The sequence below is a fragment of the Paenibacillus zeisoli genome, assembly GCF_003994465.1.
GTDB lineage: Bacteria > Bacillota > Bacilli > Paenibacillales > Paenibacillaceae > Fontibacillus > Fontibacillus zeisoli.
Genome location: NZ_RZNX01000009.1, coordinates 58,407 through 83,473 on the forward strand (window position 1 = coordinate 58,407; position 25,067 = coordinate 83,473).

At 48.6% G+C, this 25,067-nt stretch carries 18 protein-coding genes; 3 read left to right on the forward strand and 15 right to left on the reverse strand.

The features are described 5' to 3' along the window. Positions 1-177: 177 nt before the first annotated feature. The 12 genes from glcT to EJP77_RS16965 form a co-directional block, all read right to left on the reverse strand. Positions 178-1,020: a glucose PTS transporter transcription antiterminator GlcT gene (gene glcT / locus EJP77_RS16910; protein WP_127200433.1), complete on the reverse strand. Its 843-nt coding sequence runs from the start codon at positions 1,018-1,020 to the stop codon at positions 178-180. Positions 1,021-1,195: 175 nt separating this feature from the next. After that, the gene (locus tag EJP77_RS16915; protein WP_127200434.1) at positions 1,196-3,379 is read right to left on the reverse strand and encodes an alpha-galactosidase; all 2,184 of its coding nucleotides are present in this window, start codon (positions 3,377-3,379) and stop codon (positions 1,196-1,198) included. Between the two features lie 152 nt (positions 3,380-3,531). Further along, positions 3,532-6,609, reverse strand: coding sequence for a beta-galactosidase, LacZ type (lacZ, locus tag EJP77_RS16920; RefSeq protein ID WP_127200435.1), 3,078 nt, complete (start codon positions 6,607-6,609; stop codon positions 3,532-3,534). 218 nt (positions 6,610-6,827) lie between these two features. Next, on the reverse strand, positions 6,828-7,652 hold the full coding sequence (locus EJP77_RS16925; protein ID WP_127200436.1) for a carbohydrate ABC transporter permease: 825 nt from the start codon (positions 7,650-7,652) through the stop codon (positions 6,828-6,830). Beyond that, positions 7,652-8,542 (reverse strand): carbohydrate ABC transporter permease, encoded by an 891-nt coding sequence (locus EJP77_RS16930; RefSeq protein ID WP_246021924.1) that lies wholly within the window; start codon positions 8,540-8,542, stop codon positions 7,652-7,654. Before EJP77_RS16930 ends, EJP77_RS16925 begins: the two co-directional genes overlap by 1 nt. A gap of 124 nt (positions 8,543-8,666) precedes the next feature. Beyond that, complete coding sequence (locus EJP77_RS16935) at positions 8,667-9,977, reverse strand: ABC transporter substrate-binding protein (RefSeq protein ID WP_127200437.1); 1,311 nt, start codon at positions 9,975-9,977, stop codon at positions 8,667-8,669. 181 nt (positions 9,978-10,158) lie between these two features. After that, positions 10,159-11,937 (reverse strand): cache domain-containing sensor histidine kinase, encoded by a 1,779-nt coding sequence (locus tag EJP77_RS16940; protein ID WP_127200438.1) that lies wholly within the window; start codon positions 11,935-11,937, stop codon positions 10,159-10,161. Between the two features lie 3 nt (positions 11,938-11,940). After that, a complete protein-coding gene (locus EJP77_RS16945) occupies positions 11,941-13,503 on the reverse strand; it encodes a response regulator transcription factor (protein WP_185897384.1) in 1,563 nt (520 codons plus the stop codon). Positions 13,504-13,698: 195 nt separating this feature from the next. Continuing rightward, positions 13,699-14,862, reverse strand: a complete 1,164-nt coding sequence (locus EJP77_RS16950) for an iron-containing alcohol dehydrogenase (RefSeq protein WP_127200440.1) — start codon at positions 14,860-14,862, stop codon at positions 13,699-13,701. A 156-nt stretch (positions 14,863-15,018) separates the two neighbouring features. After that, positions 15,019-16,623 (reverse strand): UDP-glucose--hexose-1-phosphate uridylyltransferase, encoded by a 1,605-nt coding sequence (locus EJP77_RS16955; RefSeq protein WP_246021925.1) that lies wholly within the window; start codon positions 16,621-16,623, stop codon positions 15,019-15,021. A gap of 10 nt (positions 16,624-16,633) precedes the next feature. Then, positions 16,634-17,623, reverse strand: a complete 990-nt coding sequence (gene galE, locus EJP77_RS16960; protein ID WP_127200441.1) for a UDP-glucose 4-epimerase GalE — start codon at positions 17,621-17,623, stop codon at positions 16,634-16,636. A gap of 1 nt (position 17,624) precedes the next feature. Further along, positions 17,625-18,803, reverse strand: a complete 1,179-nt coding sequence (locus tag EJP77_RS16965; protein WP_127200442.1) for a galactokinase — start codon at positions 18,801-18,803, stop codon at positions 17,625-17,627. Between the two features lie 158 nt (positions 18,804-18,961). Here EJP77_RS16965 and EJP77_RS16970 point away from each other — a divergent pair, with 158 nt between their 5' ends. Beyond that, positions 18,962-19,828 carry an AraC family transcriptional regulator gene (locus EJP77_RS16970; RefSeq protein WP_127200443.1) on the forward strand — a complete coding sequence of 289 codons (867 nt, stop codon included), beginning with the start codon at positions 18,962-18,964 and terminating at the stop codon, positions 19,826-19,828. A gap of 92 nt (positions 19,829-19,920) precedes the next feature. Here the strand turns inward: EJP77_RS16970 and mgrA are convergent, their stop codons facing one another. From mgrA to EJP77_RS16985, 3 genes are all read right to left on the reverse strand, one after another. Then, entirely contained in the window at positions 19,921-20,919 is a 999-nt protein-coding gene (mgrA, locus tag EJP77_RS16975; protein ID WP_127200444.1) for an L-glyceraldehyde 3-phosphate reductase, read from the reverse strand. 181 nt (positions 20,920-21,100) lie between these two features. Further along, positions 21,101-21,850 carry an NAD-dependent protein deacylase gene (locus EJP77_RS16980; RefSeq protein WP_246021926.1) on the reverse strand — a complete coding sequence of 250 codons (750 nt, stop codon included), beginning with the start codon at positions 21,848-21,850 and terminating at the stop codon, positions 21,101-21,103. Positions 21,851-21,933: 83 nt separating this feature from the next. Continuing rightward, on the reverse strand, positions 21,934-22,701 hold the full coding sequence (locus EJP77_RS16985; RefSeq protein ID WP_127200445.1) for an HAD family hydrolase: 768 nt from the start codon (positions 22,699-22,701) through the stop codon (positions 21,934-21,936). A gap of 181 nt (positions 22,702-22,882) precedes the next feature. Between EJP77_RS16985 and EJP77_RS16990 the strand changes: the two genes are divergently transcribed. Together EJP77_RS16990 and ilvD are read left to right on the forward strand one after the other, a co-directional pair. Then, positions 22,883-23,149, forward strand: a complete 267-nt coding sequence (locus tag EJP77_RS16990) for a KGG domain-containing protein (RefSeq protein WP_127200446.1) — start codon at positions 22,883-22,885, stop codon at positions 23,147-23,149. Positions 23,150-23,362: 213 nt separating this feature from the next. Continuing rightward, entirely contained in the window at positions 23,363-25,048 is a 1,686-nt protein-coding gene (gene ilvD, locus EJP77_RS16995) for a dihydroxy-acid dehydratase (protein WP_185897385.1), read from the forward strand. Positions 25,049-25,067: the final 19 nt, after the last annotated feature.

A 25,067-nucleotide genomic window follows, 5' to 3' on the forward strand; every position in this document is an offset into this window, starting at 1 on the left:
TCTCTTCAGGGTTATAATACCCCGTTAAGGTGCAATACAATCATAGACTTTCATCAACTCATGCCTGATCGAATCAGTTACACATCTGATGAATATTCAATTTATTTGCCGTTTATGAGATGTATTATAGCACCACATTTTCGGTAGTGCAATACCCTTGCGCACACTAAATTTTGCTCACGAATGCTTCGGGGCTACCCGGTGTAAATGCATCGTAAGATAGGATACCTCTGCCTGATAGACCGGCTTGCGGAGACGCTGCTCCATCATTTTGGTTAATTTCCAGGCCAAAAAGTACAGCTCGGGGTATTCCTGCTTGAGCAGATCCTCCAGCTTATCCGGTTCACTAACCTTCTCCCCTTGACGGACGCGCTCAATAGCGAATCTAAGGTGAGTCAGCAGCCTGGAATAATCCAGGGAGCTGCGGGCCAATTTAATTTGAAGCTGCTGCTCAATGACCACAACAAGATCCGAGATAAGCTGCGAATGCTGCTTCACTTCAGTGATCTCCTGATTCGTCAGCGCACTGTGAATATGGAGAGCAATGAAACCGATCTCATCTTCACCAAGGTCAATCCCCATCTTATCGTCGATAAGCCTGATCGCGAATTCTGCGAGCTCATATTCAAGAGGATAGATCTCTTTGGTCTCGAAGAGAAAAGGATTATGAATGATAATATTCTGCTCAGCCCGCTTGATCGCAAATGAAATATGGTCGGTTAAAGCAATGTGTATATGTTCATTCAAAGGTTCATTGCTGCGCTTGGATACATACAGAATAATTTCATTAATTACTTCAATCAGCTTCTCATCCACTTGGGGGACGAGCTGCTTGTATTGCTCTTGTTCATGAGCGTTCTTAAGGATAAACATCTTCTCTACTGACTGTATTGGAATGTAGTGACCGGTCTTTCGGTTGAAGCCAATTCCCTTGCCGATCACCACGACCTCACCGTTCTCTGGATGCCTGGCAATAATCACGTTATTATTTAGTACTTTCGCAACTTCTAAACTGCTCACCTTTGCACCTCTTTATCGGGGGCCATAATCTATCGATCCTTGACAACAATAAATATAAGGATAGTTAATTATATTATAAATCACCAAGGAGTCAAGAGCCAGCGCGATCAAGAATTGCTTATGTTGGAGAATTGTTAAAAGTAACTTTATTTCTAAGTGAGTTATATTTAGCGGACTAAATCTTTCTCAGCGTCCAAACAACACTTTGGAAATCTCCATCCAGCCTTGGAATGTTCAGCCCGGCATACATTAGCGCATCCCCGCCAGCCGGCTGGTCCAGCTGGCTTACTTCGTAATCAAATTCCGGATTTAGGCCTCTTAATCTTAGGCTGTCAAAAGGAGGATTGGGCTGAGCCAAGACCTTGAAGTACATAACAATGGCTTCTGTCTGATCCTCCGACACGAACATCCACGCCGTATCATTGCCCTCAAATGGGCTCCGCAGGCGGTAATAATCCCCGAACTGAATCAGGCTGCGCGTCTCCTTATAGAATGCCACCTGCTGCTTCACCAGTTCCTGTTCCTCTGCCGAGAACTTCGTCAGATCCAGCTCATAACCAAAGTTCCCGGACAATGCCACATCTCCCCGCATCTTCAGTGAGGTATTCCGATGCACCTGATGGTTGGGTACTGCGGAGACGTGGGATCCCATAGAACTCACTGGATATACCAGGCTTGTTCCGTACTGAATCTTAAGCCTGCAAATGGCATCTGTATTGTCGCTTGTCCACGTCTGCGGCATATAGTAGAGTATGCCTGGATCGAAGCGCCCTCCACCGCCCGAGCAGCTCTCGAATAGAACGTGCGGGAAGCGGGTGGTAATCGTCTCCATCACCCGGTATAGTCCGAGCATATAGCGGTGAGCTGTCTCCCGCTGCCGCTCGGCCGGTAGAGCTGGTGACCCCACCTCGGTCATATGCCGGTTCATGTCCCATTTCACATAGGTGATCGGTGCGCTGCTTAATATCCCGCTTACCATTTGAATCACCGCATCGGCAACTTGCTCGCGTGAGAAGTCCAGCACAAGCTGGTTCCGTCCCGTCGACCGGCTCCGGTCCGGCACATGCAGGCACCAATCCGGATGGCTGCGGTACAGCTCACTGTCTTCGGAGACCATCTCCGGCTCGAACCATAGCCCGAACTGCATATCCATCGCAGTAACCCGGGCAGCGAGGTCTTCCAGTCCGCCTGGCAGCTTCTTCTTATCTACGAACCAGTCCCCAAGAGAAGTTTTGTCATCGTCCCGGTGTCCGAACCAGCCGTCGTCCAGAACGAACAGCTCGATTCCGAGTTCTTTGCCCTTCTTCGCAATACTCTCAATCTTATCTGCATTGAAGTTGAAGTACGTCGCTTCCCAATTGTTAATAAGAATGGGACGTTCCTTATCCCGGAATTGTCCACGAGTAAGCCGGGTCCGGTACAAATTATGATAAATTCGGGACATGCCTCCAAGACCTTGATCGGAGTAGACCATCACCGCTTCAGGGGTCTGGAAATCTTCACCAGGAGTCAGAAGCCAGGAGAAGTCAAACGGATTAATTCCGATCGAGACGCGGGGGCTGTGATATTGATCCACCTCGACACCGGCCACGAAATTGCCGCTGTAGACCAGGCTGAAGCCATAGACTTCGCCCTGGTTCTCATCAGCTCCATGCCTTAGTAGCGCGAGGAATGGATTCTGTTGATGGCTGCTGGCGCCCCGGCGGCTTTCTATCGATTGATTGCCGCGGGTAAGCGGTCTTCGCTCGATATTCCTTTCGTCAGCCCAAGCACCTGAGAGGTGCAGCAGTTCAAACTGATCATCCGGCAGGTCAACACTCATACTTAACGCACGCAGTATTTTCAAGTCCTGCTTGCCTTCATTGATGAATTTTACAGATCTTGTAATCGCATTCATCTCTTCATATACACTGTAGCTCAAGATTACTTTAAGGCCGATCAAAGCATCTACAAGTTCGATTTCGAGCGTGTCTGCCTCACCCTCATGTTCCACATAAGTAGCAGGAAGCCCGTCCAATGCGGGCTTTCCTTTAATTATCCGGTGACTGCTGTATTTCAGGTCCGTGACCGTGGTTCCATTCTCCAACTGAATTTGGTAGGCCGGATTTCTGAAATCCGTATGGCCGTATGCCGGATATTCCTGGGGAAGAACGTCCAGGGAGAAGGTCATATCCTTAGGATCGATATTAGGTGAGAAGGAACGGTCTATATATCGAAGCGGTCTTACTGCTGAAAGATTTCTGATCCTTTTTCCAAAGTAGAGCTGTGCGGCATACCCCCGTACAATTTGAATCATGTAGCTGGTGTTCTTGGTTTGCAAATGGAATATTTGCTGCTTGGAATCGTATTGAATCGACAATGTCTCATCCTCCTACTACACATGAATGAACTTCTATATAAAGACTACTTGAAATTGTAACATTTGTGCAGCTAGTTTGGATCTCCGGCCGCTGTTGTCCCCGGTTGTCTTGAATTATACCCTGTTAAAATCCATTTCTTCCCCTACACCATTCAGTTCGCGGAAGGCTCCACTCTCGAAAGTGTGAACTCAAATTCGATTCTTCCATCCGCCGGAATCTGATATTCCGCATGAACCGGTGCACCCCAGCTGTCATCTCCGCCGACACCCATTTGCCGGCCAGCTACAGTAACAACGGTATAATGTACCTCTGGAAGTTCCCATGGATGGGCAGCATGCTCAAGCTCAAAAGCTGTATATGGAGACACCGTGCATTCAACCGGAGCAGACGGGGATGCTGCAATACCCAGACCGTATCCCTGCTCATCCGTAATCCTCAGTCGTCTAACCCCTGTACGATTGCCGCTCTCCTGCGGTACAAGATAGGGCGACGGGAGCTCCTGTACTCTTCTCTCGAATATCCCCAGACGAGCCCCGTGTTTGCGGTCGGCGTAATTCTCCTCTGGTCCCATTGCATACCACAAGGTATTTGCATAATCAGCTGTCATTTTGAAAGAACAGGCCAGTATAGGTAGATTCGGCAGTCCGGGTGCTCCCGTGTACTGGGTCCGTACCTTGCTGCGCCCATCTGGGCAGACCGTATAGGCAGTAAGTACAGATACCTCTGTACTGATGCTTAATCTGTAATCAAAAGTTACGGTTGCAGATCCATCCTCTTCTTTCACGAGGCTTACGTTCACACACCTACGGGACAGACTAGCCGCGTACCAGCCAGCAGCCGTGAATCCGAGCCCTACACCCTTATCGTTGTCCGTCGTTGCCCGCCAGAACAACGGGGCCGGAGGAACCGCAATCATCTCCTGACCTCCATAACGGAGTGAGACCAGTGAGCCCACCTGCTTGGAGAACAGCGCAGCGAACCCTTCCCCTGTGATGCCTATATTTACATCTCCTTCGGTAATCTTCAGCTCTCCTGAAGCGGATACTGGCTTGGTTACAGGAGATTCCGATTCTTCTACGTTAAAAATAAACTGTCCAAAAGACACTTCATATCCTGCTTCCGCCCACAGCGTATCTTCCTTCAGTCTAAGCGAGGCTTGAACGGAATACTCACCGAGCCTTGGCTCTGCAGCCAGCTCTGCCAGAGCTAGAGGAACCGTCATTTCCTGTCCGGCAGGCACTGAAATTTCACACTGCTCAGACTGGATTTCCCTGCCTTCATAACTTAGGCAGTAGTGCAGGATAAGCCCTTCAGTTCCCGTGAACAAATTCTCATTTATTACTTTAACGTCCGTCTTGGAAGGGATCAGCTTAATATTCTGATACAGGGATTTGACCTCCTGCATCTTCGGCGTAATCTTCCTGTCCGCAAATACAATGCCATTTCCACAGAAGCTGTAGTCTGTAGGGCGATCTTCGAAATCTCCGCCATAAGCGAAATACTCCCGGCCATAACGATTCTTCTTCATCAGCGACTGGTCGATATAATCCCAGATGAATCCGCCTTGGTACATCGGGTATTTCTGCTCAAGCTCGGTATATTTATGAAGGCCTCCAACGGAGTTGCCCATCGCATGCATATATTCACAGCTGAGGTAAGGCTTATCGGGAGAATCATTCAAATAAGCTTCAATATCTGCCGGCTTCGCATACATCCGGCTCTCCATATCGCTGGTATCATTGAATTTCCGGTTATGGAATACGCCCTCATAGTGGACAAGGCGTCCAGGATCTGTCTCGTGGAAATATTTTGATACATTCAGAATAACTTCCCCTGCATACGACTCATTACCGCAGGACCAGATGAGAATAGACGGATGGTTCTTGTCCCTCTCCAGCATGGATACCGCGCGGTCCATGACAATATCCTGCCACTCGGGCTTATCGCCGGGAACATTCCATGAAGGCTCAACGGCGCCCATTTTCTGCCATGAGCCGTGGGTCTCCAAATTCATTTCATCAATGACATACAGGCCGTATTCATCACATAATTCATACCACAACGTCTGATTAGGATAATGGGATGTACGTACCGCATTGATATTGTTCTGCTTCAGCACCTTGATATCCCACAGCATATCTTCTTTGGTAATGGAGCGTCCCCGTCTGCAGTTGAATTCATGACGGTTCACGCCCTTGAATACGATCCTTTTACCGTTCAGGCACATAACCTTATTCTTCATCTCGAATTGGCGGAAGCCTGCCTTTTGCACAATAGCCTCTGCTAGCTTACCCTGCTCATCCAATAAGGAAATACATACTTTGTACAGATAAGGCTGTTCCGCACTCCATAAGCTGACCTCTCCCGCAGGCAAGGTAAGGGTCAGGCGGTCATCCACAAATTCTCCCTTGGCGGAAGCAACAATTCCCCCGTCTTTATCTTTCAAATCTATATTCGCAGTTATTCCTGCTTTCAACTGGACTTTGAGCTTCAGATCGACTGACAAGGTTCCTTGCTTATACGCTTCATCAAGCTTGGTGCGAATTCTCACATCCTGAATGTGCAGCTTGGGAACCGTATACAGATATACATCGCGGAAAATCCCCGAGAAGCGCCAGAAGTCCTGATCTTCCAGCCAGCTTCCTGTACTCCGCTGATAGACCTCCACAGCCAGCTTGTTCTTCCCTTCCGTCAGATAAGGGGTAAGATCAAATTCAGAGGGAGTAAAGCTGTCTTCGCTGTATCCGACAAAATGGCCATTAAGCCATAAGAAGAAGGCTGATTCTACACCTTGAAAAGAAATATAGACCGGACCGTCCTGAAGCTCCGGCGTCAGGTCGAAATATTTCACATAACTCCCTACCGGATTATGTTCCTGCGGAATTTCCGGCGGCCTTACCCCGTCAAGGCCGTCCCAGGGATACATCGTATTCACATACTGCGGTGATCCCCAGCCTTGAAGCTGGATATGACCGGGTACCTTGATCTCATCCCAGCCTTTGCAATCAAAATCCTGCTCATAAAAGGAAGCTGGGCGGCTTGCCGCATTCACTGCATAGCTGAATTTCCAGCTGCCGTTCAAGCTCTGCCGCATCTTCATCGGCGCTGCCGCCTCGGCCTCTTCCATCGTGTGATAGTAACGGTGATCCGAGTGGGCATCCAGCCGATTTACTCTAAATATGGATACATCACTCAGCCAATCCAGATGTGGATTCATTGCCTCTGTCATATACTGAACCTCCTGTTAAGACGAGCTATATTTTGTTGAATTTATGAATTTCCAATAGAGGCAGCCGTATGAAATGTTCTTCCAATCGCTGTTGCTCCCAGATTTCTTGAATGAAATTAATAAGGTTGAAATCCAGTCACAAATGCGAGCGCTTCGCTTTTCCAGAATCATTTCACACTCTTGCCTATGGGCAATTAAGGATTCAGCCTATATCCCGCTTACTTAACCGAACCAACCATACCGGCTACGAAGTGCTTCTGCATCAAGAAGAAGACCAGTGCCGTTGGCAGCGTAGAGATTACAATCGCTGTCATAATCACTCCATAATCCGGAGAATAACTCGAGCCCAGGTTGGAGATCAGCAGCGGAATAGTTCTTTTCTCCGGAGACTGAAGTACAATCAAAGGCCATAGATAGTTGTTCCAGCTCGACAGGAACGTAATAATGGCACCTGCCGCATAAGTTGTTCTCATGGTAGGCACATAGATGCGGAAGAATACGCCGAGTTCGGACAATCCATCCATTCTCCCTGCTTCGAGGAGCTCCTTTGGGAACATCTTGGTGCTCTGACGAAAGAAGAAGATCAGAAATGCCGTAGTCATCGTCGGCAGAATTACTGAAGTTACCGTATTTATTCCCATAGAAGGCACCGACCGCGAGATCGAAGCAAACATTTGGTATAAAGGCACCATAAGTGCAGCAAACGGAATCATCATGGACAACAGCAGGATGTTAAACACAATATCCTTAGCTCTGCTCCGGTAGATCTCGAAGCCATAACCAGCCAATGAAGCTATTAACAGAGCCAGAACTGTGGTTGTAATGGAGATTTTGGCTGAATTCCACATGGACTGGCCAAGATCGATGGAATCTGTGAGCTTACGGAAGTTATCGAATAAATGAAGGCCTGGAAGAAGTCTTCCCTGCGAGACATCTACAGATAAGTTCGTTGCACTTACGATCATCCACAGAAACGGAAATATGGAGATCAAGGCCGCCAAACTCAAGAAAACATAGGTACCTGTACGTTTGAAGCTTGTCATTATTTATCACCTGCCGCTTTGAACTGAATAACCGAGAGAACAATAATCATCGCAACAATGGTATAAGATACAGTTGCCGCATAACCGAAGTCCGGTGTGTATTTAAAGGACAGGTTATAAATATATTGAGAAATGGAGAGCGTGGCGTTACCCGGGCCGCCCTTCGTAATATTCACTATTTCATCGAACAGCTGAAGCGTACCGATCGTAGAGGTAATTGAAGTGAAGAGAATGATCGGTTTCAACATAGGAATCGTAATGGAACGGAATTGTCTGATGGAGGAAGCCCCATCAATTCTTGCAGCTTCATAGATGGATTGGTCAATGTTCTGAAGCGCGGATAGATAAAAGATCATGTTATATCCTGTCCATCGCCAGGTTATAGCAATAATAATCGTAATTTTGGCCCAGAACGGATCGGAGATCCACATAATGGGCGAAGCGATCAGGTGCATTTTGAGGAGAGCCAGATTAATCAATCCGTCCGCTCCGAACAAGTATTTGAACACAACAGAATAAGCAACCAGAGAAGTGACACACGGCAGGAAGATTGCCGTACGGAAGAATCCTTTGAACCGCAGCTTGCTGTCATTCAGCAGTACGGATATGAACATGGCCAGAACAATCATGATAGGAACTTGAACAATCAAGAATAGAAAAGTATTCTTCACAGCGGTAAGGAACACCGAGTCTGTGAACAATCGCTTGTAGTTAGCCAGCCCGGTAAAGTGTAGATTAGCCCCTCTTCCTGATTTGAAAGAGAGCAATAGAGCTTGAATCATAGGATAGAAATAAAATGCGGCGATCATGAATACGGCAAAGATGATAAACAACCAGCCAATGATCCTTGACTGATTACGGTTACTACGTCCAACGGCTGTGCCTCTCACACCAACCACCCCTTTCTCTATATAAGAGAGAGGCCTTAATCCCAGGCTCCCGATTCAATCATGACTTTTATAGGAGTCGGGAACTGGTATTAAGGCCATCTCAGGTATTTAATCTGCTTCGTGATTATTTAACTTGTGATTCAGCTTGAGCCTGGGCTTCAGCCAGCACGCTGTCCAGATCTGCACCTTTCAGGTAATTCTGAAGTGCTACTGCAAGAATGTCTTCAATTGCATAAGTGTGCATACCGTAGTTCACTTTAGGGATTTGTGTTGTCCATGTTGCGAAGTCCTGGATAGCCTTCTGACCTCCGAAGAACTCATCCGCCTGCTTGTAAGCTTCTCCACCAGAAGCAGCTTTCAAGGTGCCGATGACACCGATCTCTTTGTTCATCTTCTGATACAGATCCACATTGGAACCCATCGTCTTAGCCAAGAATTCTGCTGCTGCTTCCTTGCCAGGAACATTCAGCACATACCAGGAGCTGCCGCCCAGATTGGATGCGTTTACAGCATTCGGTGTATTCTTAAGCTTAGGCGTTGGAACAACAGCCCATTTACCGGATTGGGAAGCTTCGGCTTTAATGGAGGCCGTAATCCAGTTCCCAGTAGGAACGGAACCAACATCACCACTGTTAAGGGCACCTGTGAACTGACTCCAGTCAGAAATAATCTTCACCGTGTTGGACTCCATCAGCTTCTTGTAAGTCTGAAGAGCATCCTTAAGTGCTGCATTTCCTGCTAGATTAGGAGTTGTCCCATCTTCCTTCAGATACCAGGATCCAGCTCCTTGAATCATGACGCGAACCAGACCCAGGTCGCTCGGGTCAAGGGTAAGCCAGTCTTTGCCTGTTTTGGCTTTAACGGCTTTACCCACCTCAATGAATTTGTCCCAGTCAACATTCTTCAGGTCATCCGGTGTGTAGCCAGCTTGTTTCAGATAATCTGTCCGAACATACAAGCCGGTAACACCGGAGTCAAACGGAACGCCGTACTGCTTGCCATCAAGACTCGTCGGTCCAATCTTGTAGTCGGCGAAGTCAGCCGCTTTGATGGAACTAGACATGTCATAGAAGGAATCCGGATAAGCCTGCAAGAAGCTTTGTGCCCGGTAATCTTCGATCAGAACAATATTGGGAAGCCCTGAGTCAGTACCGGAGGTAAGACCCGTATTCAGCTTCTGAATGATATCAGCCTGAGCGTACTCCACAACGTTAACTTTCGCGTCTGGATGATCTTTCTGGTACGCTTCTTTTGCCAAATTCATTGCCTTAATGTTGAAGTTCGGATCCCATGCCCATACTGTAACCTCTTTAGAGCTGGTATCCGCTTGCTTCGTGTCCGTGCTTCCGCTGGAAGCTGCCCCGTCGTTGGTTTTGCTGGAGCATGCCGTTAGAAGCATAAAGCTGGCGAGAAGCAAAATCATAGCTTTTTTCATCTGTAGTCCCCCCATATGGCTTTGTTTATTTTTGTGAAAGCGCTTGCTGTTGATGTAACTATCTTAATATTTCCATAAAAGTTGAAGTTAGCAATAAATTTACCCAGATTGGTGTTTTTATTGGGTGTTGCAAGCGCATTCAAACTACCTGCTGGTATTATCTTTAGATTTAGTATTATCTTTAGATTTCGTCGGTCTCTGTGCTATTGACCAGCCAAGGCAGCTTGATCCTCACCTTGGTTCCTTCCCCTAGCTTACTCGTAATCGATACTCCATAATGCTCCCCGTACAGCAGCTGAATCCGCTCATCCACGTTGCGTATCCCGATCCCCGTGAACAGCTGTCTTCTACTCTTCGAGTTCGGCAGCCGCTTCGCATCCTGATCCAGATCCATCCCATCCCCGGTATCCACCACCTCACAGATCAGAGCCTCATTCTCCCGCGCAATGAGAATATAGATGTATCCCTTATCCTTCAAATTGAAGGCATGAAAGAACGCATTCTCGATAAAAGGCTGAATGATCAGCTTTGGAAGCTGGGCTTCCATGCAATCCTGAGAGACGAAATAGTCAACCCGAATCTCATCCCCGTACCGGACCTGGTTGATAAAGACATAATCCTTCATGTTAGCGAGCTCCTGCTCTACCGTGATGGTCTCACTTACATTGCTGATTGTATTCTGCAGCAGAGAGATCAGGGCGTGAATCGTTTCAGTTGCCTTCTCCTTGCTTCCCCGCTGCACGAGTATATTTACAGAAGCCAGCGTGTTATATAAAAAATGCGGGTTAATCTGCCGCTGCAATGCGGCAAGCTCGGCATTTCGCCTCTCTTTCTGGGTCTCCACAAGCTGGCTGATATAGTCATTAAGCTCATCCAGCATGTAATTGAACCCCTGGCCCAGCTGACGGGTCTCATAGCTGCCATACACAGGAAGGTAATTATCGAAGTTCTTTTTGGCCACACTGGACATTTGTCTAACCAGCATTCGAAGCGAAAGGGTTAGTCTCCGCGTTATGATGAGCAGAATCAACAGAGCTACCGAGACGATACAAGCCCCGATCAGGATAATCTCACGGGTAGGCAGCATCCGTCCCATTGCCATTTTCTTGTCAATGAGATTAACGATATAGAAGTCATATGAGGACAGATAGTTACTCAGCATGACGACATCTTTGCCAGAGTACTTAAGGGACTGGTAATCCAGCTTATCCTGATTCATGGCCTGGGCATGGTCCAGCAGCAGCGTAGATTTCGTTCCGACTAACTCATTCCGGTTGCTCGATACCACCATTCCATCCCGGTTGAGGATGAGCACATCATTGCCTGTACTGGTGAAGTTGTTATAGAACTGTCTGAAGCTGTTCTCTCGAACCATCATATATAACGTACCGTATATTTGTTTGCTATCTGGTTCACGTAAAGTCTTGGTGGCCACAATAAGCGGCGTGCTCCCTCCACCCAAGTAATGATACGAGAGTCGGCCGGGTTCTCTCAGCATCTCTTGAGTCAGAGGACTATTCTTCAATTCCGTCATGGAGCGGTTCCAATAGGAACGGTCATTGGAGTAGCTCCTCCCGTTAACCCCCAGGACAATGGTTCCCACACCATAGGTGTCCAGACTCGCCTGGATTCGCTTCATCTGGTCCTTCATACCGTAGAATGCCCTCGCATTCCCTAAAGAATTGGAATCCCCCTGTACGAGGAAATTCTTGATCGTTCCACTCTGGGAAATATCATAGGTCGCCATAATAATGGCATAATGAAACGACTCAAAGCTCGTCTGAATCTGCCGAATCACTTTGGAATTCGTAATACTGAACGTATCCATAAATAACTGCTGTGACATACGTACCGTTACCCAGGAGGTCATAACGGCCACCGCGATGGTACTGACGACCATAATGACAAATATTTTGCCAAATAAGCTTGGCTGCTTGAATCTGTTCAGTAACGACCTCATTCTCTAATGTCCCTCCTGCGCTTCCCGGCGATATTGACTTGGTGATACTCCCTTAAGCTTGCGGAAGACCTTCGTGAAATAGCTGTGATCCGAGTAACCTACCCTACTGCTGATCTCAGAAATGGTTGCTTCCCCCTCACGGAGCAGCTCACTGGCCCGCTCAATACGGACTCTGGTCAAATATTCACTGAAACCCTCGTCATTGTGCATGGTGAAGTAGTTCGACAAGTACGAAGGATTGAAGTGAAACTGCTTCGCCACCTCAGTCAGGCTCAAAGGTTCATCCAGATGATCCTTGATATACTGCAGCAGCTTGTTCATGGCCGGATTCACATGGGTCCGCATCCGCTCCAGTACGCACTGGTCTGCTTCATCCAGGAAGCTGTCCATGATCTGAATAGCTTCTCCAATATCCCGGGATTCGTGAATCCGCCGGAAATACTCATACTTCCTCTGATCCAGCGGAGCCGCATTGTACTGATACCTCTGAAGCGTGAGAATGATATTGAATACACTGTGGCCAAGAAACGATTTGAATTCCTCTACATCTACCCCGCGTGTGCCTGTTAAGGATTGCGCATAGGACCTTACCTGCTCAAAGGCCTGATGAAATTCCTGCATATTTAACAGCTCATTGAAGGTTTTGTTGTCAAACGAAGCGACTTCAGCCTTCTGCGAAAGTTCGCTCCAGATGAGTGGATTAACTCCTGGAAGGAAATATTGGTTATCCAGCAGCTTCATAATTCCAGACGTATAGACTTCACTAAGGAGCTGGAGATCCTGAAATACATAGCTAAGCGCTATCACAATATTCAGATTATTCACTGCCCCTGTCGTGACAACCAGCCTGGCTGTATGGGCTAATTCATCTATATATTCGTCACCCACGTTAAGCAGCAGGCGCACCTGCTTGCCTTCCGAAGACAGGAAGCAGCTAATGAATTTCTCACCGGAATTTCTTTGAATCCGTGCAAGCTCATTCATGCACCATTCTTTAAGGTCATGCGCGCTAAGCCCGTTTTCATGCCCAGGATTAATGCTCATGAGGGCGAAATGCGGAAACGGCAGGATCGCCGAAACTTTAGCTGGATCATATTCTGCAGGGTAGCCGGCAATGAGCTTGTCCAATATGAATTGCAGAGAGAATTCCTGCTTGGCTGCTGATTCCATATGCTGAAGCGAGGGAATTCGGCGTGCGGTGTTCTTCAGAATATCAAGCAGCTTGTCTGCCTCAAGCTTCGGCTTTAATATGTAATCGACGGCACCGCTTTGAAAAGTTGAGCGTACATATTCGAACTCTCCAAAGCTGCTGAGTACGATGATCTCGATCTCCGGATAATCCGCTTTCACTTTTCGGGCCAACTCTTCCCCGTCCATGATCGGCATTACGATATCCGTGATGATGATATGGGGCTTAAGTTCAGCAATTTTCTCCATGGCTTCCCTGCCATTTGATGCCTCCCCCGCTATCACAAATCCCTCGCTCTCCCATTCGAACAAGTGCTTGATTCCCTGTCTCACCAGCATTTCATCATCTACAATCAGAACTTTGCAGTAGTTATCCATAATAATCCCCATTTATATAGATTGAATTTCATGATGTACACAAACGTCAGCCCTATGAAATGAACTGAACATTTAAACAACAATCAAATTATACGTCATAAACGTGCGGCTTACGCAGTCAATCCTTCCATCCCATCAAAAAAACGCCCCGAATTCACGGGGCGCTCCACTAACTCGGCCTTCTGTATCCTCTTCTTAGAGAGAGGCCTTATAAATTTCGAGTACATCCTGTTTGTCCAGCTTCGCAAAATTGCCAAAAGGACCGAATTTAACAGCTTTCTCAGCCATAACCTCAAGCTGACTGTCATCAATGTCATAATCCTTCAAGGTACTCGGTGCACCAATGGAGTTCCAGAAGGAACGCAGTGCTTCGATGCCTTCAAGAGCAACCTGCTCATCGGATTTGCCCTCGGTCTTAATATCAAATACATTGACCGCAAGGCGCTTGAACCGGGACACATCTACCTTCAGGTTGTGCTTCATCCAGTTCGGGAAGAGAATAGCCAAGCCTCCTCCGTGAGGAATGTCATATACCGCAGAGACCGCATGCTCGATATTGTGGGTAGCCCAGTCACCTCGGGTTCCCATATTCAGAATTCCGTTAAGCGCCATCGTACCGCAGTACATGATGGTCGCACGGTGTTCATAATTGTGCAGGTCTTCAACCAGCTTCGGAGCCGTGTCGATGACCGTTCTTAGCACGGTCTCACAGAAGCCATCCTGCACCGGGGAGTTCGTAGGAACATGGAAATAATGCTCAAGCACATGCGACATCATATCCACGACACCATATACGGTCTGATCTCTTGGCAGTGAGAAGGTATGCTCCGGGTCAAGAATAGAGAAGGCAGGGAACGCATACGGGCTGCCCCAGCCCAGCTTCTCCTGGGTCTGATCATTCGTGATAACAGAGCCCGCATTCATCTCGGAACCCGTCGCTGCCATAGTGAGCACCGTACCTAACGGAAGCCCGGCTTGGGCAGCCGCTTTACGTTCAGCGAAGTCCCACATATCGCCCTCATATTTGGCGCCTACCGCAATGGCTTTGGCACAGTCGATAACACTGCCACCGCCCACAGCCAGAATCAGCTCGGTGCCATGTGTGCGGCATAGCTCCACACCTTTATGTACAGTGGACAGGCGCGGATTGGGCTCAACTCCGGCAAGCTCGGTCACTTCAGCACCGATCTCGTTCAATATATGGATAACACGATCATATAGACCGCTGCGTTTGATGCTGCCTCCGCCATATACGAGCAGCACCTTGCTGCCGAATTTAGGAACTTCCTTCTTTAAAGCGTCCAGCTGTCCTTTTCCGAAGATCAGTCTCGTCGGATTGTGAAATTCAAATGCTTCCATGTCTGTAAGTCCCTCCGTCTTCTAGAAGATGAAATAAACCAGGCGATCCCGAGTTCATTTCTCGTTCATTGGTAAATTGCAAAAAATGAATACACATGTGATTATACTTCCTTACCTCACGAGAAACAAATCAGGCCAAAACGAAAAGCCGCCCGATCAGGACGACTTCTCATATCCGCAGCTTTCCAGGAACTGGTGCAGAGCACGTTGTCCTTCATCTGACTGTTTGAACACACCTGCATGACCCAGGATTTCAGCAAATTTACCGCCAACCTCTTCACGAAGCAGCTCTTCCGCTTCCTGAAGCCCCATCTGTCTGCCATGCTTGGCAGCCAGTTCTTCAATCCATGCGGTATGCGTAACCAGCTCAGGAACACGTCCCTGCTTAACCGCATCATAGATTTCATTATCTCCAGCCAGAATTCGAGCTATTCCCGCAAGCTCATGCTTTAGCCGTCCGGGAAGAATAGCCAGACCCATCACTTCAATCAGGCCGATATTTTCTTTCTTAATATGGTGCATTTCCCGGTGTGCATGGAAAATCCCCTCCGGATGCTCTTCACTTGTCCGGTTGTTGCGGAGCACAATATCAATCTCATAATCCCCATTCTCCCGGCGTCTTACCAGCGGAGTGACTGTATTATGAGGAACTTGTACTCCATCCTCTTCGGAATAAGCATGTACATCAACCTCGGGATTGCTGTATCCTTTCCACTGCTCATACAGCTCATTCGCCGCCTCAAGGAGCACCTCGGGATTGCTGCAGCCAAGCCGCACGACAGACATCGGCCACTTCACAGGATTCAGAGTGACCCCGCTGAATTTCGAATGCTGGAACTCGGCCTGCACCGGCGCTTTCTCAAGCGGAAAGACATGGCGTCCAGCCTGGAAATGATCATGAGTCAGAATCGAGCCGCCGACGATCGGAAGATCCGCATTGGAACCAATGAAATAATGCGGGAACTGGCCAACGAAATCAAGCAGCCGCTTGAACGTATCCTTGGTCAGCTTCATCGGCACATGATCATGATGGAAGATGATTGAATGTTCATTGTAATACACATATGGGGAGTACTGAAAGAACCAAGGCTCCTCATTGAGTGTAAGCGGGATCACCCGCAGATTTTGCCGAGCTGGGTGATTAAGTCTGCCAGCATACCCTACATTCTCTCTGCAAAGCTGACATTTCGGATACACGGGAGGCGGCAGGAGCTTAGCCATCGCAATTTCCTTCGGATTCTTCTCCGGCTTGGACAGATTGATTGTAATCTCCATCTCGCCGAACGGAGTCTCCTTCTTCCAGTACACATTCTCCGCAATCCGGTCCATCCGGATATAATTTGAATCTACGGAGAGCTTGTAAAAGGCATCCGTAGCCGCGGTTATGCCGCCGCTGCGTTCTGTATCTCGAAAAGAACGGATTACCTCTGATGGACGGGCCATAATTTGGCCCATGATTTTGGCATCGAGCAGATTCCGGTAGGTCACCGTATCCTCAGGCACCAGCCCGATCTTGCAGCCATAATCAATCAGAGTTTCAAGCAAGGTATGAAGCGAATGTGTCACATTCGCATTCAACTCATGCTGGTAAGATTCATCCAGCGAGAACAGCTCCAGCAGCCGATTGCGGCTGTAATCTGTATCGTACGGTTCAATAAGTCCCTGCTGAAGGGCATAGTGGACCAGATGTTCTATTGCAAGCTGTACTTGTTCTACCTCTGTTAGTTCAAATGAGCCGCCTTCCAGGTTCGCAAGCTTCATTCTGCATCCCTCACTTCGAGCCATAGCCTTGCGGATTGGCACTGTGCCATTCCCAAGCTGACTGAATAATATGTCCAAGCTCACTGCGGGACGGATTCCAGCCGAGGACCGTTCTCGCTTTCTCCGATGAGGCCACTAGCACTGCAGGGTCTCCTGCACGTCTAGGATGAACCGTAACCTTGAAGTCTACTCCAGTTACTTCTTTAACCTTGGTAATCACTTCTTTGACCGAAAAGCCTTGACCATTACCCAGGTTAAACACATTACTCTCGGCTCCGCTTCTCAAGTGCTGTACGGCAAGCACATGCGCATCAGCCAGATCGCTTACATGAATGTAATCCCGAATGCAGGTTCCATCCGGAGTCGAATAATCTTCACCGAAGATGGCAATCTCTTGACGTTGACCCAGCGCTGTCTGAAGAATCAGAGGTACCAGGTGACTTTCCGGACGGTGGTCCTCGCCAATCTTACCGCTGTCATGGGCTCCTGCAGCATTGAAGTATCTAAGGGATACGTATTTGATGCCCAGCACCTGGTCGAACCATTTCATCATGCGCTCCATTGTTAGCTTGGTCTCTCCATAGACGTTGGTTGGCTCGGTACGATCTGTCTCCAGAATCGGCACCTTCTCAGGCTCACCGTAAGTAGCTGCCGTAGAGGAGAATACAATCCGCCGAACTCCCGCTTCTTCCATCGCTTCAAGCAGACACAGGGTCCCATAGACGTTATTATCATAGTATTTGACCGGCTTCTGCATACTCTCCCCTACCAGGGAGTTCGCTGCAAAATGAATGACCGCGTCGATCTCATTCTCCGAGAACAGTTTGGCCAGCATAGCCTTGTCTCTCAGGTCTCCTTCGTACAGCTTGCCTCCAAGAAGGGATTCCTTGTGTCCGGATTGAAGATTGTCAATGACAACGACTTCCTCACCACGCGCCAGCAGCTCTGCTACCGTATGTGAACCAATATAACCTGCACCGCCAGTTACGAGAATAGCCATGTTATTTCTCCTCCTTCAATTCATGTACACCATTGCCGACTCCGCATACATAGAATTCACCTTTGAGCCCGGTACGGCGCTCATAGGCTTCTCCGACCTGCTCCACGAATAAAGCAACATCATCCTCATGTACGAGGGAGACTGTACAGCCGCCAAAGCCAGCCCCGGTCATGCGGGAACCCAGCGTACCCGGAATCCGTCTTGCTTCCTCCACCATAATATCCAGCTCCGAGCAGCTCACCTCATACAGATCACGCAGGGAATCATGAGATTCGTTCATGTATTGACCGAATAGTGCCAGGTCATTCCTGCTGAGTGCATCCACCGATTGAAGCACTCGGGCATTTTCCTCCACAACGTGCTTGGCTCTGTTATTCAGAATTTGATCCTGCAGCTCAGACTCATGGGCTGAGAATTGTTCAGGGCTCAGGTCCGCCAGGTATTTCAGATCCGGCAGCTTCTTCTTAAGCAGCTCAAGTGCTTCATCACACTGGGTCCGGCGTTCATTATATTTCGAGTCCACAAGACCTCTTCGCTTGTTCGTATTCCCGATCACGAGCTTATATGAGCCTGTCACAAAAGGAACCAGGCGGTATTCCAAAGTACCGCACATAAGCAGGATTGCATGATCCGTCGCCCCATTGGCTACGGCGAACTGATCCATAATTCCGCTGTTCACGCCAACATAGTGGTTCTCCGCCTTCTGCGACAGCACTGCTATTTCAACTCCGCTCAGCTCTTGTCCTTCCATGGATAAAAGCGCATAAGCCGTAACGACCTCCAGTGATGCTGAGGATGATAGCCCTGCACCATTCGGGATCTTTCCTTCAAACATCAATTCATAGCCGGAGGTAAGAGAAATGCCGAGCTTACCTAGCTCCACGATCACACCAACCGGATAATCAATCCATTCGCCTGTCTTGGTCTTGCCCAGATCCTGAACCTCAATCTCGGCTTCATAAGCAAGGTTAAGTGATTTAAAGATAACCCGATTGTCCTCCCGTTTGCGGATGGCTAAAGTTGTTCCGAACTCCAGTGCAGCCGGAAGCACATAACCTCCATTATAATCAATATGTTCCCCAATCAGATTCACACGCCCCGGCGCCCCGAAGTACCTGATCGGCTGACTGCTTTCACCAAATTCAGTTAGAAATGACTGCTGCAAATGTTGTTGACTCAATTGGGCTCACCCCGTCTTTATTAGTTGTACTTGATGACCTAATTATATTAGATGGCTACTCATGCTGATAATGTATCTATGCGAGATAAATATAGATAAATGTGACTTTTGAAGCTACACTGTATATATCTTGTTCATAATAAAGGAGCAATAACCTGATGAATCCTGAAACTTATAGTGCTGCAGCTAATCCTTTATATTCAGGCACGGAAGCGCTTCATGTTCTCTTCTCGGGAGAGAGCCAGACTGCGCCGGACCACCGCCTTGGTCCAAAAGTTTACAATTTTTATTTATTTCATTTTGTGGAAAAAGGCCGCGGCACGTACCGCACCGAGTTCAGTTCCTACCAGCTTGAGGCTGGTGAAGGATTCCTGATTCATCCAGACCAGCTGGTCAGCTATGCTTCGGATGGGTCCGATCCTTGGCGTTACCGCTGGATTGCTTTTGCCGGTGAAGGCGCAGCGGAGCTTGTACAGCGTGCCGGCTTCCATCTTCAGCAGCCTATACTGCGCTCTACCCCGGACAGTGCGATACCCGGACTATTAAAGACCGTGCTTCGCGCTTTCCGCAAGAATAGGAACAATGCCGATCTTACCTCGCTCGGATGTCTATATATGTTAATGGCTGAAGCTGAAGAGAAGCTGAGGGAACAATCCGGCTACACAGGCGGGAAATCAGGAGTCCAACAGGTCGTCAAGCAGATGATTCAGTATATGGCGAGCCAATATGCATATCCTGTCTCGATTGAGCAGATGTCCGCAAGCATGGGATATAACCGGGCCTATCTCTCCAGGATATTCAAGCAGCAGATAGGTGTCTCACCTGTTACTTATTTGCTGAAGCTTAGAATGGATAAGGCCCGGGAGCTGCTGCGTGACCGCCCGGAGTTATCGATTGAACAGGTCGCCGCGTCAGTCGGCCTGCCAGATGCTCTATATTTCTCTCGTCAGTTCAGTCGCCTGCAGGGCAGATCACCAAGCAGCTACCGGAAGTCTGTAACTGGAGCAGATGTCTCTGCGGATTAGTCTAACGAGTTAGCGAAAAAGCCGTCCCTCCATCATGACAAGGGGGACGGCTTTAAGCTTTTTTTAACCATTGAACTTTCGTGTGGGTTACCTTAACTGTCTGTCTTAAGTATGGTCTCGATCCGGCTCAGCTCTTCCTCCGAGAAGTCGAGATTGCTCAGCGCAGCCACGTTCTCTTCGATCTGGCTTACCCGGCTTGCACCGATCAGAGCCGAGGTCACCCTGCCTCCACGAAGCACCCAGGCGAGTGCGAACTGAGCAAGACTTTGGCCGCGGGAAGCAGCGATCTGGTTCAGTGCCCGTATTTTGCGAAGAGCCTCCGGGGTGATCTGATTCTCCTGCAGCGCTCCAGTTGGACTGGCGGCCCGGGAATTCTCGGGGATACCATTCAAATACTTCGAAGTGAGCATGCCTTGCGCCAGAGGACAGAAAGCAATGCTCCCTACTCCGTTCTCTTCAAGCACATCCTGCAGCCCGTTCTCAATCCATCGATCGAGCATCGAATAATTCGGCTGATGGATGAGAAGCGGAGTGCCGAGCTCTTTAAGAATGGCGACCGCCTCTGCGGTCTGTTCCGCAGAATAGCTGGAGATCCCGGCATACAAAGCTTTGCCGGAGCGGACGATATGATCCAGCGCCATCATCGTTTCTTCAAGGGGGGTATCCGGATCAAAGCGATGAGAATAGAAAATATCCACATAGTCAAGACCCATCCGTTTCAGGCTCTGATCAAGACTGGATATCAGATATTTGCGTGAGCCCCACTCGCCATAGGGACCCGGCCACATATAGTAACCAGCTTTCGAGGAGATGACCAGTTCATCCCGGTAGGGAGCCAGATCCTTCTTGAGAACCTGTCCAAACAGCTCTTCCGCCGATCCTGGAGGCAGTCCATAATTATTTGCGAGATCAAAATGAGTTATTCCCAAGTCAAAAGCTCTACGGATCATTTCACGTCCGTTCTCGAACTTGTCTACGCCGCCGAAATTATGCCAAAGACCCAGAGAAATAGCCGGAAGGTTAAGGCCGGATCGGCCAACACGGTTATATTTCATGCTCTCATAGCGGTCTTCACTTGCAGTGTATACCATGCTTTCTCCTACCTTTCTGCTGTGAGCTTTGCTGCAAATTCACACAATCAAACTTTGTACATTCATTATATTAAGATCATAGCCTGCCTATATCACTTTGGCAAGAAACCGTTTTCTTTGGGACCAAATGACCGTGACCCTGCAAGGCTCCTTAAATCCGATAGGGCTTTGCAAAGTCAACTTACAAATCCAGACTCCCTGCAATGCTGCCCATCAGAGCGCCGATAGGATCTGTAATTAACAAATCCGCTTTGTGGTCATAGGCCGTTGAGGAAGCATTGATGAGCACCATATGTTTTCCGCTGAAATAGGTCACCATACTGGCAGCAGGCTGAACCGTTAGGGAAGTCCCCCCGATAATCAACAGGTCTGCCTGCCGGATCGCTTCAACCGACTGCTCGATCACCTCATCATCCAGCATCTCACCATAGAGCACGACATCCGGCTTGATCACTCCTCCGCAAGCTGTACACCTTGGAACTACATCCTCACTCCCGGATATGTCTTTCAGTGAATAGAATCGGCCACAACCCAGGCAATGATTGCGGTGGATAGAACCATGGAGTTCCTGAACCCGGGTACTGCCGGCCATTTGATGCAGCCCGTCGATATTTTGAGTAATGACCCTATCAAGCCTGCCCTGCCGCTCGAGACCAGCCAGAAGCAGGTGAGCCGGATTAGGCTTCGCTTCGGGATGTAACATCTTGGATTTATAGAAGTCATAGAATATTTCCGGATGCTTGTCAAAAAAGCGCCGGCTTAATATTTCCTCCGGAGAATAAGGAGAATTATGCTCGGATTGATAAATACCCGCCGCGGAGCGAAAGTCGGGGATTCCGCTCTCTGTGGAGACACCGGCCCCGCCAAAGAAGACCACCCGGGAGCTTGTCCTGATCCATTTCGTTAATGTATCCAGCTTCATATCGTCCATAACCATCGCCTCACCTTTCTCCTAATACGCTATCTTTTTACTATTCCATCCTTGTAATTCCCTAAGGTCAGACTCTACGTAGCCTAGGGTTCAATAACCAGCTCCAAATAACTGGAGATCAAGTAATCGGCATCAAGCAGATATCCACGGGCTTCTTCTCCCTTGCCATAACCGATCGTTATCGCAGCTCCAGCTGCCTTCCCCATCTGCATGTCCGCATTGCTGTCTCCAACGACAGCCGCCTCCCCCGGCAGGGTACCAAGCTCCGCACATGCAAGCTCCACCATATCTGCCGCCGGCTTTCCATTTTTAACCCTTTCACGTCCTACTACACAGTCAAAATAATGCTCAATAGACATCGCCTGCAGATGCTGACGTGCATTCTCAGTGCTATCTGTTGTGACCACTGCCAGCCGAATTCCAAGTGCCTTACATTGATCAAGCAGGGATATTAGCCCTTCCATGGGCTGGACCTCTCCACTTGTCCTGACTTGATCCATAGCTGAGCTGCATATTTCTTGAACCTGCCGGATTGCCTCATTCCAGGGGATACCTGCAGCATATAACTGCCAAGCGAGGAGTCCCAGTGTCTCTTCTTCGGAGGCCATGGCCAGCGGACCTGTCTTATCATATCCGGTTACCCTCCCCTGCTCATCTTGGATGGTGCCGAGCAGCCCCGCAGGTCCCACGGGAAGGGTGAAGTCCAATTGAGCCAGCTTCTCGGTCATCGATCGATTCACTGCTTCAGCCCATCGTCCCCATAACATCAGAAACTCCAGGAGGGTACCATCCTTATCGAACAGAATACTTGTGATAGGTATGGATCGTCCTTGTATGTTCACATTCGGCATAGTCTGCCTCCTAATAACAACTTTTATTTTATTTTACAGCGCTTACAGGTCTGTGACAAAGAGAGGATGATAGACTAAAAACTTTTTTCCAATTACAAGAATTTTATGTTTCAGTTTCCAGATAAGTGGTAAATAAAAATTAACGCAAATAATAACTAACTAATCTAAGGAGTGATTTTTGATGGCACGTAACAACAAAAGTAAGCTGAGTCGGGAAGAAGCAGGGCGTTTGGGAGGCGAAGCTACAGCCAAAAATCACGGCAAGGAGTTTTACCAGGAAATTGGTCAAAAAGGCGGGAAAGCAACATCCAGGAATCACAGCCGTGAATTTTATCAAGAAATTGGACAAAAGGGCGGCGAAGCTACTTCCGAGGCCCACGACAAAGATTTCTACCGTCAAATCGGTAAAAAAGGCGGCGAAGCCCGCAGCAAGAGCAGCAGCAAATAATCCTGGCTTGACTGCCCTACGCAGTCCTTAAAGCGCTTTCCAAATCCCGGCTGACATACGAACCTTCCCCGGTTTGGCTGTCAGTCTTTTATATTCCATTATAACCCCGTCTGAATTGCTAGAAAAAACATGTTATATATGATAGACTTTGATATAAAGCTTTAGCGGATTACATTCTTAAAATATATAGTATACAGGGGGATAACCGACATCATGGCAGATAAAAAAATGCGCTCAGATATGATTAAAAAAGGCTTTGACCGCGCTCCTCACCGCAGCTTGCTGCGTGCAGCCGGTGTTAAAGAAGAGGACTTCAACAAACCGTTCATCGCGGTATGCAACTCTTATATTGATATTGTACCTGGTCACGTCCACTTGCAGGAATTTGGTAAAATCGTGAAGGAAGCCATTCGTGAAGCTGGCGGTGTGCCTTTCGAGTTCAACACGATCGGTGTTGATGACGGTATTGCAATGGGACATATCGGTATGCGTTACTCTCTCCCAAGCCGTGAGATTATCGCAGACTCCCTTGAGACGGTTGTATCCGCTCACTGGTTCGACGGAATGGTCTGCATCCCGAACTGTGACAAGATCACACCAGGGATGATGATGGGAGCCCTGCGCGTGAACATTCCTACAATGTTCGTAAGTGGCGGCCCGATGAAAGCTGGCGTAGACAGCAAGGGTAACAAACTTTCACTTACTTCGGTATTTGAAGGCGTTGGCGCCTATCAAGCAGGTAAGATCGATGATGCTGGTCTTCTCGAGCTTGAACAATTCGGCTGTCCAACCTGCGGTTCCTGCTCGGGAATGTTCACAGCGAACTCCATGAACTGCCTTGCAGAAGCACTTGGAATCGCACTTCCTGGTAACGGTACGATCCTGGCAATCTCCGAAGATCGCCGTGATTTCGTCAGAAAGTCTGCGAAGCAGCTGATGGAACTGATCAAGCTTGATCTTAAGCCGCGTGACATTGTTACCGTGGAAGCGATCGATAACGCATTTGCACTTGATATGGCTATGGGCGGTTCTACCAATACGGTGCTTCACACCCTGGCTCTGGCACAAGAAGCCGGCATTGATTACCCGTTGGAGAGAATTAACGAAGTTGCCAACCGGGTTCCTCACATCTCCAAGCTGGCTCCTGCATCCAATTACTTTATTGAAGACGTTCACCGGGCTGGCGGCGTGAGTGCGGTCATTAACGAGCTTCTCAAGAAGCCAGGCGCCTTCCACGGCGATCGGATTACAGTTACCGGCAAGACGATTCGCGAGAATGTTGAGGGCTGCGAGATTCAGGACTTTGAAGTTATTCACGCCATCGACAATCCATACTCCGAGCGCGGCGGGCTGGCTATTCTATACGGTAACCTTGCACCAGAAGGCTCCGTTATCAAAGTAGGAGCCGTTGATCCATCTGTTGGCGGTTACCACAAAGGACCTGCAATCTGCTTTGATTCCCAAGATCAAGCTCTTGAAGGAATCGCTAATGGCAAGGTTAAAGAAGGCAATGTGGTTGTCATCCGATATGAAGGTCCTAAAGGTGGACCGGGTATGCCTGAGATGCTTGCTCCTACCTCACAAATCGCAGGTATGGGACTGGGTGCCAAGGTCGGCCTGATTACGGACGGACGATTCTCTGGCGCTTCCCGCGGTATCAGTATCGGTCACATCTCCCCTGAAGCTGCAGAGGGCGGTCCGATTGCATTTGTTGAAGATGGCGACATTATCGAGCTTGATCTTAACAACCGCAAGATCGAACTTCATGTATCTGAAGAAGAGCTGGCTGTCCGCCGCTCTAAGTGGCAGGGCTTCGAGCCGAAAGTGAAAACTGGCTATCTGGCCCGCTATTCCAAACTTGTTACTAACGCAAGCAATGGCGGCGTTCTGAAGATCTAATTAGATCAATATAACAAAA